The sequence below is a fragment of the Microbacterium sp. Soil_C_42 genome (assembly GCF_057656735.1).
Genome location: NZ_JBDGJU010000031.1, coordinates 14,704 through 28,676, shown reverse-complemented (window position 1 = coordinate 28,676; position 13,973 = coordinate 14,704). Strand labels below are relative to the sequence as shown.

The window sequence follows — 13,973 nt, the reverse complement described above, 5'->3', positions numbered from 1 at the left end:
GCAAACGCCCGGGGCTCGCTAGAGTGCCGCCATGGGGGAGGACGTCCCGGCACAGGAGTTCACCCGCGCCGACCGCACACGCCATCGCGAGAAGGTCCGGCGCAACCTCGACGTGTTCGCGCGCATGCTGCGCGAGGCGCACTTCGACACCGACGACCCGCTGACCGGCCTGGAGGTCGAGCTGAACCTCGTCGACGAGGCGGGAGACCCGGCGCTGCGCAACGCCGAGGCGCTGGAGGCGATAGCGGATGCTGCGTTCCAGACCGAGCTCGGACAGTTCAACATCGAGATCAACGTGCCGCCGGCGCGCCTGCGCGAGGGCGGCCTGACCACGTTCGAGGAGGGGTTGCGACGCAGTCTCAACCACGCCGAGGAGCGGTCGGCGACGGTCGGCGCGCACCTCGTGATGATCGGCATCCTGCCCACCCTCGCGGAGGGACACCTGCGGCCCGACAGCATCAGCGCGAATCCGCGGTACCGGCTGCTCAGCGAGCAGATCCTCGCCGCGCGCGGCGAGGACATCCTGATCAAGATCGACGGGCCCGAGCGACTCCTCACGACGGCGGACTCGATCCTTCCCGAGGCGGCGTGCACCAGCACGCAGCTGCACGTCCAGACCTCACCCGACTCGTTCGCGGCGTACTGGAACGCCTCGCAGGCGATCGCGGGCGTGCAGCTCGCGATGTCGGCGAACTCGCCGTATCTGCTGGGCAAGCAGCTGTGGCGCGAGACGCGGATCCCCCTGTTCGAGCAGGCGACCGACACCCGCAGCGAAGAGCTGAAGGTGCAGGGCGTGCGCCCGCGGGTCTGGTTCGGCGAGCGCTGGATCACCTCCGTCTTCGACCTCTTCGAGGAGAACGTCCGGTACTTCCCGGCGCTCCTGCCGATCGTCCACGACGACGACCCGATGGCCGTGCTCGACGACGGCGGCATCCCGGCCCTCGCGGAGCTGCGCCTGCACAACGGCACGGTCTACCGGTGGAACCGCCCGATCTACGACGTCGCGGACGGCGTGCCGCACCTGCGGGTCGAGAACCGCCTGCTCGCCGCCGGCCCCACCGTGGCCGACATCATGGCCAACGCCGCGTTCTACTTCGGCCTCGTGCGCGCGATCGCCGAGAACGACCGGCCGCTGTGGTCGCAGCTGTCGTTCACCGCCGCCGAGGAGAACTTCCACAGCGCCGCCCGCGACGGCATCGACGCCCAGCAATACTGGCCCGGCGTCGGCCAGGTGCCCGCGACGGAGCTCGTGCTGCGGCGCCTGCTGCCGCTGGCGCACCGGGGTCTGGAGGCGTGGGGCGTCGAGACATCCGTCCGAGACCGCCTGCTCGGCATCATCGAAGGACGATGCCTCACCGGGGTCACGGGCGCCGGCTGGTTCACGGACCGCATGCATCGCCGGGCCGACATGGACCGCTACGACGCGCTGCGCGCCACCCTCCTCGAGTACCGCGAGGCGATGCACACGAACGAGCCCGTGCACACCTGGGAGTGACCCGGGCGCGTCAGCCGGCGAGGGCGGCCGCGCGCCAGTCGGTGAGCACGCGCGCCGTGGCACGCGTGTGGGCCCAGGGCATCTCGGGCACCTCGAGCCTGCCCTCGGCGAGCGCCAGCGACAGCGCGTCGGCCTCGGCGGCCATCGGCTGCACCACCGGCAGCTCGACGACCCGCTCGTCGGCCCCGCGGCGCACGATCAGCGTCGACGGGCTCTCGGTGCGGCTGCCCCACGCGTTCGGCAGCAGCACGTCGGTCTCGGTCTCACCGAACCACAGCATCGCCATGTCGGAGAGGTCCTCGACCACCGACGTCGCCAGCTCCGCCGTCACCGTGCCGAAGTCCACCTCAGCGGTCGCCCACCCGTCGACGCCGTTGACGAGCTCTGCCTGGAAGCCGCGGTACTGCGGCGCGTCGATCGGCTGTCCGGCCGCGGCCGCGAGGTCGATCGCGAGCGCCAGCGGGTAGCAGCCGACGTCGAGGATCGCGCCGCCCCCGACCGCCGGGTCGAACAGACGCCCCTCGCGCGTTCCGGCGTCGAAGCCGAAGGCGCCCCCGAAGTGCTCCAGGCCGCCGAACTCGCCGCCCGCGGCGAGTTCCCGCAGCGCGTCGGCGAAGGGGCCGAACCGCGTCTTGAACGCCTCGAGGAAGGGTCGCTGCGTGCGCTGAGCCGCCTCCAGGATCCGCTCGACCTCCGCGAGCGTCGGACTCGCGGGCTTCTCGCACAGCACGGCCTTGCCCGCCTCGAGAGCGCGGATCGCCAGGTCGGCGTGGGTCGTGTGGACCGTCCCGATGTACACCGCGTCGACGTCGTCGCGCGCCAGGATCTCGTCGTAGGTTCCGGATGCCTCGGCCCCGTGCTCCGCCGCGAACGCCGCCGCGCGCGGGGCCGACGAGCTGCCCACGGCATGCAGCATCCCGTATTCCGATGCCCGCAGTCCGACCACGAAGTCCCGGCTGATCCACCCCGGCCCGAGGACCGCCCATCTCGTCTGCGCCTGAGTCACGCCCTGATGCTACCGAGCCGCACCCGCCTCGGGGCGAGACCGCACGATCGCACCGCGCACCCGCCGGGATCGGTGCGTCTGTGCGGTCTCGCATGCTGACGGAGCGAAAGCGGATGCCGCGGCACGCCGCACGCCGTGGGTCAGGCGATCGGCTCCGCGGCCTCGCGCGCCGCGCGGGCGGAGGACCGGATCGCACCGATGCTCGCGGCGATGACCAGTGCGATGCCGAAGATCTCGAGCCAGGTCATATGTTGTCCGAGGAATATGAACCCCGCCAGCGCCGCGGTCGCCGGTGCGAGGCTCATCAGGATCGCGAAGACCGCCGCCGGGAGGCGCCGGAGCGCGATGAGCTCGAACGCGTACGGAATCGTCGACGACAGCACCGCCACGGCTGCACCGAGCGCGACGATCTCGATCCGCAGGAGGGCGGCTCCGGCATCGGCGATCCCGAACGGCAGGGCGATGACGGCACCGATCGCCATCGCGAGCGCGAGCCCGTCGAGCTGGGGGAACGCCCGTCCGACGCGCGCCGAGGCGAGGATGTAGAACGCCCAGCTGCCGGCGGCGCCGAGCGCGAACAGCACGCCGAGCGGGTCGAGCCGGTCCCATCCGCCGCCACCGAGCGCCACGACTCCGGCGAGCGCCAGGAGCGCCCAGAGCCACGCCGACGCGCGGCGCGCCGCGACGATCGACAGCACGAGGGGACCCAGCACCTCGATGGTCACGGTGACCCCGAGCGGAAGGCGCTCGAGGGCGAGGTAGAACAGGCCGTTCATCAGCGCGAGCACGAGTCCGAAGAGCGCCACCGCCGTCCAGTCGGTGCGGGAGTGACCGCGCACGCGGGGTCGTGCGATCAGCAGCAGCACGACGGCCGAGAACACCAGGCGCAGCATGACCATGCCGAGCGGGCCGACCTGCGGGAACAGCAGCACGGCGATCGACGCACCGACCTCCTGGCACGCGAGGCCGGCGATCACCAGCAGGATCGCGGGCGAAGCGCCCGAGCGGCCACCGCCCGAGATCGTCGCACCCGAGGAGCCTGCTCCCGCGTTCACTCCGACGCAGGCGGCGTGCACACCGCGAGCGTGTCGATCGCGGCGTGATACTGCTCGGCGGTCCAGGGAAGACCGGCCTCGGGTGCCGTCTCGCCCGCGGTGGCCGGCGTCTTCGACGCGATGGCCGCGAGCTCCCACGCGAGGTACTCGCCCACCGCCGCATCGGCGGCGGAGTTGTTGAGCACGATCGCGACCGTCAGCCCGGTCGTGGGGTCGGCGAAGGCCGCGGTGATGTACCCCGGCACCTTGCCGTACTGGCCGATGAGCGAGCCGGCGATGAGCGCACCGCCGTCCGCGGAGTACCACGACGGGGCATCGGCGGCGACCGCCACCGGCGCGTCGAATCGGTCGTCGTCCTCGACGAGCGAACCGGACGCCAGCGCCTGCACGTAGCGGCCGAGATCATGGATGTCGGTGATCGCGCCGGCGTCGGTGAAGCCGCTGCTCGACGAAGCCGTGGTGAGATCGAGCGGCTGCGCGCAGTCGAGCGCACCTTCGGCGTTGTTGACGGACTGCCCGCCCTTGAGCATGCCCGACGCGGGGAGATCGCCCAGCGCGGTGGCATCGAGCCCGAGCGGGCCGGCGACGTAGTCGTGGATGAGGGCGGCGGCCGTCCTCTCGGTGGCGCGCTCCAGCGCGAGGCCGAGCAGCACGTACCCGGCGTCCGAGTCGCGGTAGGCCGCGCCCGGGTCGGCCGTGCGGGGCTGGCCGAGTCCGAAGCTCGCCAGATACCGCGGATCCCAGTTGCGGTCGGGGTTCGAGAGCCAGGACGAGTACAGCTGGCCGGCGTACGAGCCGATGCCGGACGTCCCGTCGCAGAGCTCGATGAGCGTCACGTCCTTCAGGTCGGGCACGCCCGAGACGTATTCGGTGATGCTGTCGTCGAGCTTCACCTTGCCGTCGGCGGCGGCCTCGAACAGCACGTCGCACGTCATGGCGCGCGTGACCTTGCCCGCACGGAAGACCAGATCGTCGGTGACCTCGCCCCCGCCGTCGGGGCGCTGCGTGCCGAGACCGGAGACCCAGCTCCCGCTCCACGGCGCCCATACGCCCACGATCGCCCCGGACGACCCGGTGACGCCCATCGCGTGGGTGACGGCATCCGTCAGCTGCTGGACCGTCTCGTCGGCGAATGCCGCGGTCGTCTGAGGGGGGACGTCGGGCTGGATGTCGCCCTCGAACGAGCACCCGGCGAGGAGCAGAGCGGATGTCAGGGCACCGGCGAGCACCGCGATGGCGCGTCGATGTGTGGAGCGGGTCCGCATTCTCACCCCCCGATGATCGTGCAATGAATTCAAACACACCCTGGTGGCTTGCGTTGAACGGCGATCCGTAGGGTGATGGCATGACCCATCACTTCGACGAGGCCGCCCTCACCGGTGTGCTCGGCCACATGAACGGCGATCACGGCGGCGACAACCTCCTGATCTCGCGCGCGTTCGCCGCGGACGCGGGAGTGGCGGATGCCGAGATCAAGGTCGCGACCATGACGGGGTTCGACGGGGATCGGGGCGTCTGGGAGGTCACGCTCGCCGACGGGTCGACGGCCGAGATCTCGGTGCCGTGGCCGTCGGGTCCGGTCACCCAGCGCCGCGAGGTGCGCCGCGAGATCGTCGCCCTCTACGACGAGGCGTGCCACCGCCTCGGAATCGAGCCCCGGCCGCACGCGTAGGAAATTGGTGGTTAGGTTCGCCTTATCTTCAGTTAGCATGAAGGTATGAGCGACCCGATCCCGTTCTCCATCGCCCTGCGCGAGCGCTCCAGCAGCTCGCACTCGTCGAGCGAGCACTCCGGCTTCATGGCCGATCTCATGAAGGGGGAGGGCACGCGCGAGGACTACGTCGCCCTCGTCGTGCAGCACTGGTTCATCTACGAGGCGCTCGAGCGCACCGCCGGCCAGATGCGCAACGACCCCGTCGCGAGGGTCTTCATCTCCGACAAGCTCACGCGGCTGCCCGCGCTCGAGGCCGACCTCGAGTTCCTCGTCGGGCCCGACTGGCGCGAGCGCATCGAGCCGCTGCCGACGACGCGCCGCTACGTCGACCGCATCAACGAGGTCGGCGCGACGTGGGCGGGCGGCTTCGTCGCCCACCATTACACGCGCTACCTCGGCGACCTCTCGGGCGGCCAGTTCATCGGGCGCCTGATGGCGCGGCGCTTCGGGTTCGAGACGAACGGCATCGGCTTCTACCTGTTCGACGACATCGCCGACCCGAAGGCCTTCAAGGACGTCTACCGCGAGCAGCTCGACGCCGCCCCGTGGGATGCCGCGGAGCAGGAGCGCGTGATCGACGAGGTGCTGCTCGCCTACCGCTTCAACACCGAGCTCTTCGAGGACCTGGCCGCAGCCAAGGCCGCCGAGTCCGCCCAGTCCTCGCACGTCGCCTGACCCGCCGCCCTCGCACCTCTCCAGACTCCGCGGACGGTGGCGGTGGGGACGGATGCTGCGGGCCGGGGCGGGCCTCAGGCCACCGGCGCGCCGCGCACCGCGGATGCCATGAACCGCCGCACGTCCGGGTCGACCTGGATGTCGCGCGGCCTGAGCGGCCGTGAGAGGTACAGCCCGTCCAGCGAGGTCAGCCGCGACAGCGCGACGTACGTCTGCCCCGGTGCGAAGGCCCCGGAGCCGAGGTCGATGATCGCGCGGTCGTAGGTCTTGCCCTGCGACTTGTGGATCGTCACCGCCCACGCCAGCCGCAGCGGGAACTGCGTGAACTCGGCCACGATGTCACGGGTGAGGGTCTTGGACCCCGGGTTGTACGAGTAGCGGTACTTCTCCCACACCGACGGCTCGACGTCGAACTCCTCGCCCTCGACGTCGACCCGCACGGTCTCGCCCGCGATGCGGGTGACCGTTCCGATCGTGCCGTTGACCCACCGCGGCGGCTCGCCGAACGCGGCGGTGTCGTTGCGCAGGAACATCACCTGCGCCCCGACCTTCAGCTTGAGCTCGAGATCGGCCGGGTACGCGGCATCCCCCCGTCCGAAGTCGCCGTTGACCTCCGCCATCGCCGTCTGCTCCCGGCCCACGAGCTCGGTGAGGTGGCGGCGGTTGATGTTGTTGACGATGTCGTTGCGCGTCGCGAGGGTGATGATCGGGTGTTCACCGTCGAGCGGGTCCGGGGGAGTGCGCGCGCCGGTCGTGTTGAGCACCTCGGCGATGTCGGCCGTCACGCGGCCGTACCGCACGGCGTTGAGCATCGCCTTGAACGCCGGATCGGACTGGCGGTGGATGTCGACGAGCTCTCGGATGTTGAGGTCGGCGCCGTACGACCCGACATCGAGGATGCCGTCGGTCGCCGCCTCGCCCACCCACACCTTGGCGTCGAAGAACCAGAACGACCGGTAGTGGTCCTGCACGTACCGCAGCTCGTCGCCGCGGGGCGGGACCGGCGCGAGCTGGTACGGGTCGCCGAACATGACGATCTGCGTGCCGCCGAACGGCTCACCGCGCCGCCCCCGCGCCTTGCGCAGCGAACGGTCGATCGCGTCCATGAGGTCGGCGTTGACCATCGAGATCTCGTCGATGACGAGGGTGTCGATCGCGTTGAGCAGCTTGCGGGTCGCGTCGGACTGGTCCTCGTCGTGCGAGCCGATGATGCCGAGGGGCAGCTTGAAGAGCGAGTGGATCGTCTGACCCTCGACGTTGAGCGCCGCGACGCCCGTCGGCGCGCACACCGCGATCTGCTTGTTCGTGTTCCACGCGAGGTGCTGCAGCAGCGTCGATTTGCCGGTGCCCGCGCGCCCGGTCACGAACACGTGCTCGCGGGTGTCTTCGATGAGCCGGAACAGCGCCTCCTGCTCGGCAGACAGAGGCGGAGTGTTCACCGACTCATGTTAACGAGCGGATGCCTCGTCCCGGCCCTGCACGCCGCGATCCGTGGACACCCGCCCGCTGTCCACAGGCTCCTCGGCTTCTCGCCAGCGCCCGGTGCCCGCCACGACCTCGTCCATGATCGCCCGGAATCGCGGACACGTCGTGATGTCGTGGGAGCGGCAGCGCAGCGCGTGCTCCGTCATGCGCCGCGAGCGCTCCATGTCGGCCATGCGGCGCTCGAGGTCGGCGAGGTGCTCCTCGAGCACCCGATGCCGCTCAGGCGCCTGCTCGTCCAGCAGCACGCCGATCTGCTCGAGGCTCATGCCGGCGTTCTTGCTGCGCACGATCACGCCGATGCGCACCAGGTCGTCGTCGCCGTAGCGACGGCGCCCCCCGCCGTCGCGGTCGGGCCGGAGCAGCCCCACGTCCTCCCAGTGCCGCAGCACGTTCGTGGGCAGCGAGAACCTGGCGGCGGCGTCTCCGATCGGCAGACTTGACTTCATGTCGACATGAAGTCACAGGATCGAGGCAGACGCAACCCGACGAGAGGATCACTCATGTACGACGTCATCGTGATCGGCGGCGGCCCGGCCGGCCTCCAGGCCGCGCTCACCATCGGCCGCATGCACCGCACCGTGCTCCTGCTCGACTCCGGCGAGTACCGCAACGCGACGGTCGAGCACGCGCACAACCTCCTCACCAACGACGGCCGGAGCCCTGCCGAGCTGCGCCGGATCGCCCGCGACGAACTCGCCGCGTACGACACCGTCGAGGTGCGCACGACGGCCGTCACCGCCGTGTCGGGGTCGCTCGGCGACTTCGAGGTGACCACCGCCGACGCCACCGAGCGCGCCGCGCGCCTCGTGCTGGCGACGGGCATGCGCGACGAGCTGCCGCCGGTCCCCGGCCTCGCCGAGCAGTGGGGCCGCCTCGTCGCACAGTGCCCGTTCTGCCACGGCCACGAGTTCGCCGGCCGGCGCGTCGGCATCGTCATCGATGGCGAGCACGCCGAGATGATCGAACGGATGCTGCGCCCCGTCGTCGCCTCCGCCGTCATCGCACGCCCCGCCGACGTCGCACTCGTGACCGAGATCGACGGCGCGCTCGAGCTCTCGCTCGCCGACGGCTCGGTCGAGCACGTCGCCGGGGTCTTCACCGCTGCCTCCGCGACGCAGCGCGCCCCGTTCGCCGCCCAGCTCGGCTGCGGCAGCCTCCCGAGCGGCGGTGTCGAGATCGATGCGATGGGTCGCACCACGGTGCCCGGCGTGTACGCGGGCGGCGACATGGCGCACCTGGCGGCCGCCCCCGGTCCCATGGTGTCCCTGGCCGCCGCGATCGCCTCCGGCCAGCTCGCCGGTGCGAGCGCCGTCCGCGACGCGATCCTGGGCTGACCGGCGCGCGGGTACGGCGAGGAATCGAGTGGACTTCGAGTCCCAACTTCGCCGTCCACAGGGCCCTCCCGGCCACGCTTTCCTAGAATGGGCGCGTGGATCAGGGGGTGATGGACACATCCTCCGGTCGCGCGGACGCGCCTCCGGCCGGTCCGGCGACCCCTGACGCGGCGCACGCCACCCCCGAGTCGCCCGTCATCCAGCCTCCGCTCAAACGGCGCACGCGCCGCCGCCTCGCGCTCGATCTGACGCTGCTGGGTGTCGTCGGCGTGGTGCTGGTCGGCGCGGCGTTCGCGGCCTGGCAGGTGATGCAGCGCGAGTTCTACAGCCCGAAGGCGTTCGTCGAGCGCTACGTCCAGCTGCTCGCCGAGGGGCGCGCGGCCGATGCCCTCGCAATGCCCGGGGTCGCGGTCACCTCCGCCGAGCTCGCCGAGGCGGGTCTGCCTCCGACGGCGTCCGAGGCGCTGCTGCGCAGCTCCGCGCTCGCCCCGATCCGCGACGCGCATGTCGTCTCGCAGGAGCAGGACGGTGACGTCACCCGCGTCACGATCGAGTACACGGCACGCGGCCACGACGGCCGCACGGTGTTCTCGGTCGAGCAGGACGGCTCGATCGGCCTCGCGCCGACGTGGCGGTTCGCGAAGAGCCCGCTCGCGGTCATGAACCTCGGCGTCACCGGCTCGATGGTGTTCGACGTGAACGGCTTCGAGATCGACAAGCGCCAGGTCTCGCCCGACGGGGCGGACGCCGATCCCGCCGCCCCGGTCTCGCTCCTCGTCTTCTCGCCCGGCCTGTATTCCGTGTCGGTCGACACCGCGATCTCGAGCACCCCGGGTGTGGCGGTGCTGTCGGACAGCCCGTTCCGCGCGATTCCGGTCAACGTGGTCGCCCAGCCCACCGAGAAGTTCCTGAGCGTCGTGCAGGAGAAGGTCGAGGAGTTCCTGACCTCGTGCGCGACGCAGGAGGTGCTGCAGCCGACCGCCTGCCCCTTCGGCTTCTTCGTGGAGGACCGCATCACGTCGGCCCCGAAGTGGTCGATCGTGTCGCAGCCGACCGTCGCCGTCGAACCGGACGGCGCCGGCTGGTCGATCCTCGCGGCAGAAGCCGTCGCCCACATCGATGTCGGCATCCGCTCGCTCTTCGACGGTCGCGTGCGCGCCGTCAGCCAAGACGTCCCCTTCATCGTCAGGGGCACGATCACCGTGCGCCCCGATGGCACCGCGACGATCGTGGTCACCGGCCCCGACACGGCCTGACCCCGACCCGACGTGCAGGTCCGCGGAGATCTGCCCATCCGAGGGCCGATTCCGCCGAATCACCCCCTGATCCGCAGAACTCCTCGTTTCATCGGCCGCGCACCGGGCGGCGGCGACCGCGTTCCGCCATGATGGGTGCCGGGGTCGATGATGAGGTCGCAGGAAGGCATCGCGCGGTGGATTCCCGCCGTCGCGACCGTGCGCGGATACCGGCGCGCGTGGCTCTGGCCCGACGTGCGGGCGGGCATCGTCGTGACGGCCCTTCTGATCCCCGCGGGCATGGGCTACGCCGAGGTCGCGGGGCTTCCGCCCGTGACCGGCCTGTACGCGACCATCGTGCCGCTGCTGGCGTACGCGGTGTTCGGCCCCTCGCGGGTGCTCGTGCTCGGCCCGGACTCGTCCCTCGCCCCGATCATCGCCGCCGCGATCCTCCCGCTCGCCCTCGGCGACCCGTCGCGCGCCGTCGCGCTCGCGGGGCTGCTCGCGATCATGGTCGGCGCGCTGCTCATCATCGGCGGCCTGGTGCGCCTCGGCTTCGTGACCGATCTGCTGTCGAAGCCGATCCGCGTCGGCTATCTGAACGCGATCGCGGTCATCGTCATCGTGTCCCAGCTTCCGAAGCTGCTGGGCTTCTCGGTCGAGGCGCCGTCGCTGTGGCGGGGAGCGGTCGCCACGGGTGAGGGCATCGTGGGCGGCAGCGTCGATCCCGTCGCCGCAGCCTTCGGCATCGGCTCCCTCGTGGTGATCTTCGCCCTGAAGGCGCTGCGCTTCCCTGTGCCGGGAGTGCTCGTGGTCGTGATCGTCTCCATGGTCCTCACCGCGATCCTCGGCCTCTCGGACCGGCTCCCCGTGGTCGGCGCACTGCCGCAGGGCCTTCCCGCGCCCGCCCTCGGCGGGCTGGAGTGGACGGATGTCGCGTCCCTGGCGCTGCCCGCCGCCGGCATCGCGCTCATCGCGTTCACCGACACGGCGGTGCTCTCGCGCACGTTCGCCGCGCGGCGCGGCGACAGCGTCGACGGCAGCCAGGAGATGGCCGGTCTCGGCATCGCGAACGTCGCGGGCGGCGCGCTCGGCGGCTTCCCGGTCTCGGGGTCGTCGTCGCGCACGCCGGTCGCCGAGCAGGCGGGAGCACGGACCCAGCTGACCGGCGTGGTCGGCGCCGTGCTGCTCATCGTGTTCATCCTCGCCCTGCCGGGACTCACCGAGCTCCTCCCCTCGGCGACCCTCGCCGCCATCGTCATGAGCGCAGCGATCGGCCTCATCGACGCGCGCGGGGTCGTGCGGCTCGTCCGCGTCAACCTCGTCGACGCGGTGCTCTCGGCGGCCGCATTCCTCGGCGTGCTCGTGTTCGGCGTGCTCGAGGGGATCGTCATCACGATCGGGCTGTCGTTCATCGCCTTCGTCAACCGCTCGTGGCGGCCCTACAAGGCCGAGCTCGGACGCGTCGCGGGCCTCCGCGGCTACCACGACCTCTCGCGCAATCCCGAGGGCACCCGCGTTCCGGGAATCGTCATCGTGCGATTCGACGCACCGCTGTTCTTCGCGAACGGCGCGATCTTCGACGACTGGGTGCGCTCGCGCGTGCGGTCCGCGGGACCGGACGTGCGCACCGTGATCCTCGCCGCCGAGCCCATCACCGATATCGACACCACCGCGGCCGACGAGCTCGTCGAGCTCGACGAGTACCTCGAGGCACGCGGCATCCGTCTCATCATCGCCGAGATGAAGTCGCCCGTCGTCGACACCCTCTCCCGCTACGGCCTCACCGCCCGCTTCACGCCCGACCGCTTCGCACCGACCGTCGGCGCCGCCGTCGACGAGGTCACGGGCACCCTGCGCGGCGACATCGGCGGGACGAAATGGGATGCTGCGCCCGGAACGCCGCGGCGCGCCCCGGGGGACGACACCCCCGCCGACGCGAAAGCGTAGTTCTCAGCCGCCGGTGCGCGCGTCGCGCTCGGCGAGGGCCGCCAGCCGTGCGTTGTACTCCTCGAGCTCCGCGTCGCCGGTGCGGTCGGCGTGGCGGTCACGACGCTTGGTCTCGCGGTCGTCGCTGCGGCTCCACTGGATCGCCACCGTGATCGCGAGGATGAGCGTGGGGATCTCGCCGATCGACCACGCGATGCCACCGCCGGTGTACTGGTCCTCGAGGGGCGTCGCACCCCACGTGCGGCCCATCGAGCCGAACCACTCGGCGATCATGAGGCCCTCCTGCATCATGATCGCGATCCCGAAGAAGGCGTGCATCGCCATGACGCCGATGAGCAGGAGCAGGCGCCCCGGGTACGGCAGGCGGTAGGGCACCGGGTCGATGCCGATGAGGCTCATCACGAACAGGTACCCCGTGATGAGGAAGTGCGCGATCATCCACTCGTGGCCGAGGTGGTCGTACAGCGACCAGCGGAAGAGGTCGGTGTAGTAGAAGACCCAGAGCGAGCCGATGAAGAGGCCTGCCGCGACGAACGGGTTCGTGAGGATGCGCGCCACCGGCGAGTGCACGGCCCAGAGCAGCCACTCGCGGCCGCCGCGGGTGCCGTCGTCGCGCTTGTGGATCGCGCGCGCCGCGAGCGTGATGGGTGCGCCCGGCACGAGCAGGAGGGGGATCGCCATGGTCAGGAGCATGTGCCCGACCATGTGCATGCTGAACAGGTAGTCCTGGTAGACGTTGATGACGCCGCCGGTGACCCAGACCAGCAGGAGCCAGCCGACGACCCACATGATCGTGCGGTACACCGGCCACGCGTCGCCGCGTCGGCGCAGGCGCCAGACGCCCACGAGATAGAAGAAGATCGCGAAGCCGGCGACGACCGCCCACAGGAGGTCGACGTTCCACGCCGTGAGCCAGCGGTCGAGCGTCAGCTCGGGCGGGAGCGGCGCCCCGGTGAGCCGCTCCGCGGGCGTGGGCGTCGTCGGAATCAGAGATGCGACCGGCGGGGGCGTGCGCGCGAGGGCCCCCGCCGCACCGCTCGCGACGCCCATGAGCACGAGCTCGAAGGCGATGAGCGTCCAGAAGGCGCGGGTGGCAGCATCCGCGATCTTCATCCGCCCGATGAGGCGGGTGCGGTACCAGGCGCCGAAGAGGCCGAGCGCGATGAGCGCCAGCACCTTGACGCCGAGGATCACCCCGTACGGCGAGATGAGCGCCGACCAGTCCCGCAGGCCGATCGCGGCCCGCACGGTGCCCGACACGGCCACCACGACGAACGCGGCGAGCGCGATGCTCGAGTAGCGGGCGACGGTCGCGACGCTGTCGCCCCGGGATTGCAGCGGCCGCACGATCACGATGAGCAGCAAGCCGCCCAGCCACACCGCCGCGGCGATGATGTGCAGGATCAGCGCGGTCATCGCCTCGTGGTGGAACGCCTCCTCGCCGGAGTGGCCCTGGGTGCCCATCGGGACGAGGGATGCCGTGGCCAGCAGCGCCACGAAGATGGTGGCCGTCCAGGAGCGCACGGCGAAGGTCAGCACCGTGAGGGCGGCGCCCGCGATCGTGGTGATGAGCCACGTGCGGCCGACCTCGGTCTCGACGATGAAGCGGCCGAGCTGGGCCCCGAACTCAGGACCGATGCTGAGGACCGGGTTGAACGCGTCGACGAACGTGAGGAACCCGGTGGCGGCCGCGGCCATCGTGAACACGGCGGCCGAGATCGACGCGGTGTCGAGCGCGACGTCGAACTCGCGATCCCCGGCCCGCAGCGTGAACAGCGCCGTCACGAGCACGCCGACCATGCCGGCGGCCGAGAGGTTGACGAAGAGCTTCGCGGTGGGAAGCCCCCAGCGCACGAACGGCCCGGGGTCGGCGATCGCGAGCGGCGCGGCGCCCCCGCCGAACGCCAGCGCCCACACCATGACGGCGAGCGCGGCCACGACGAGGATGACGGGCCCGACGGCCCGCAGGGCGCGGGGTTTCACGTCTCAAGCCTACGTTTACGAACAGAGAGGGGATGCCGCGG

General features: G+C 71.2%; 12 protein-coding genes. 6 read left to right on the top strand and 6 right to left on the bottom strand.

Annotated features, from left to right (window positions below; all coding sequences use genetic code 11):
* Positions 1-31 precede the first annotated feature (31 nt).
* Positions 32-1,495 carry a glutamate-cysteine ligase family protein gene (locus AC3A46_RS15545; RefSeq protein WP_487666003.1) on the top strand — a complete coding sequence of 488 codons (1,464 nt, stop codon included), beginning with the start codon at positions 32-34 and terminating at the stop codon, positions 1,493-1,495.
* A gap of 10 nt (positions 1,496-1,505) precedes the next feature.
* On the opposite strand, the gene AC3A46_RS15540 is transcribed toward AC3A46_RS15545, so the two are convergent.
* The 3 genes from AC3A46_RS15540 to AC3A46_RS15530 all read right to left on the bottom strand — a co-directional run bounded on the left by AC3A46_RS15540 (position 1,506) and on the right by AC3A46_RS15530 (position 4,821).
* Positions 1,506-2,501 carry a Gfo/Idh/MocA family protein gene (locus tag AC3A46_RS15540; RefSeq protein ID WP_487666002.1) on the bottom strand — a complete coding sequence of 332 codons (996 nt, stop codon included), beginning with the start codon at positions 2,499-2,501 and terminating at the stop codon, positions 1,506-1,508.
* Positions 2,502-2,641: 140 nt separating this feature from the next.
* Entirely contained in the window at positions 2,642-3,523 is an 882-nt protein-coding gene (locus AC3A46_RS15535; RefSeq protein WP_487666019.1) for an EamA family transporter, read from the bottom strand.
* A 29-nt stretch (positions 3,524-3,552) separates the two neighbouring features.
* Positions 3,553-4,821, bottom strand: a complete 1,269-nt coding sequence (locus tag AC3A46_RS15530) for a serine hydrolase domain-containing protein (protein WP_487666018.1) — start codon at positions 4,819-4,821, stop codon at positions 3,553-3,555.
* A gap of 80 nt (positions 4,822-4,901) precedes the next feature.
* Between AC3A46_RS15530 and AC3A46_RS15525 the strand changes: the two genes are divergently transcribed.
* The gene (locus AC3A46_RS15525) at positions 4,902-5,228 is read left to right on the top strand and encodes a DUF2470 domain-containing protein (protein ID WP_487666001.1); all 327 of its coding nucleotides are present in this window, start codon (positions 4,902-4,904) and stop codon (positions 5,226-5,228) included.
* A gap of 45 nt (positions 5,229-5,273) precedes the next feature.
* Positions 5,274-5,945 carry a biliverdin-producing heme oxygenase gene (locus AC3A46_RS15520; protein WP_487666000.1) on the top strand — a complete coding sequence of 224 codons (672 nt, stop codon included), beginning with the start codon at positions 5,274-5,276 and terminating at the stop codon, positions 5,943-5,945.
* 74 nt (positions 5,946-6,019) lie between these two features.
* On the opposite strand, the gene AC3A46_RS15515 is transcribed toward AC3A46_RS15520, so the two are convergent.
* Together AC3A46_RS15515 and AC3A46_RS15510 are read right to left on the bottom strand one after the other, a co-directional pair.
* Entirely contained in the window at positions 6,020-7,384 is a 1,365-nt protein-coding gene (locus AC3A46_RS15515; RefSeq protein ID WP_310244031.1) for an ATP-dependent DNA helicase, read from the bottom strand.
* 9 nt (positions 7,385-7,393) lie between these two features.
* Positions 7,394-7,876 carry a MerR family transcriptional regulator gene (locus tag AC3A46_RS15510; RefSeq protein ID WP_487665999.1) on the bottom strand — a complete coding sequence of 161 codons (483 nt, stop codon included), beginning with the start codon at positions 7,874-7,876 and terminating at the stop codon, positions 7,394-7,396.
* A gap of 54 nt (positions 7,877-7,930) precedes the next feature.
* Between AC3A46_RS15510 and AC3A46_RS15505 the strand changes: the two genes are divergently transcribed.
* The 3 genes from AC3A46_RS15505 (at position 7,931) to AC3A46_RS15495 (ending at position 11,949) form a co-directional block, all read left to right on the top strand.
* Positions 7,931-8,764: an NAD(P)/FAD-dependent oxidoreductase gene (locus AC3A46_RS15505; protein WP_487665998.1), complete on the top strand. Its 834-nt coding sequence runs from the start codon at positions 7,931-7,933 to the stop codon at positions 8,762-8,764.
* A 110-nt stretch (positions 8,765-8,874) separates the two neighbouring features.
* Positions 8,875-10,020, top strand: coding sequence for a hypothetical protein (locus tag AC3A46_RS15500; RefSeq protein WP_487666017.1), 1,146 nt, complete (start codon positions 8,875-8,877; stop codon positions 10,018-10,020).
* A gap of 147 nt (positions 10,021-10,167) precedes the next feature.
* A complete protein-coding gene (locus AC3A46_RS15495) occupies positions 10,168-11,949 on the top strand; it encodes a SulP family inorganic anion transporter (RefSeq protein ID WP_487665997.1) in 1,782 nt (593 codons plus the stop codon).
* A gap of 3 nt (positions 11,950-11,952) precedes the next feature.
* On the opposite strand, the gene AC3A46_RS15490 is transcribed toward AC3A46_RS15495, so the two are convergent.
* On the bottom strand, positions 11,953-13,932 hold the full coding sequence (locus AC3A46_RS15490) for a bifunctional copper resistance protein CopD/cytochrome c oxidase assembly protein (protein ID WP_487665996.1): 1,980 nt from the start codon (positions 13,930-13,932) through the stop codon (positions 11,953-11,955).
* Between the last annotated feature and the right edge of the window lie 41 nt (positions 13,933-13,973).

Coding starts and splice junctions, on each gene's coding strand:
- AC3A46_RS15495 (WP_487665997.1), top strand. CDS start 10,168: ATGATGAGGTCGCAGGAAGGCATCGCGCGGTGGATTCCCGCCGTCGCG.
- AC3A46_RS15510 (WP_487665999.1), bottom strand. CDS start 7,876: ATGAAGTCAAGTCTGCCGATCGGAGACGCCGCCGCCAGGTTCTCGCTG.
- AC3A46_RS15505 (WP_487665998.1), top strand. CDS start 7,931: ATGTACGACGTCATCGTGATCGGCGGCGGCCCGGCCGGCCTCCAGGCC.
- AC3A46_RS15530 (WP_487666018.1), bottom strand. CDS start 4,821: ATGCGGACCCGCTCCACACATCGACGCGCCATCGCGGTGCTCGCCGGT.
- AC3A46_RS15545 (WP_487666003.1), top strand. CDS start 32: ATGGGGGAGGACGTCCCGGCACAGGAGTTCACCCGCGCCGACCGCACA.
- AC3A46_RS15525 (WP_487666001.1), top strand. CDS start 4,902: ATGACCCATCACTTCGACGAGGCCGCCCTCACCGGTGTGCTCGGCCAC.
- AC3A46_RS15500 (WP_487666017.1), top strand. CDS start 8,875: ATGGACACATCCTCCGGTCGCGCGGACGCGCCTCCGGCCGGTCCGGCG.
- AC3A46_RS15520 (WP_487666000.1), top strand. CDS start 5,274: ATGAGCGACCCGATCCCGTTCTCCATCGCCCTGCGCGAGCGCTCCAGC.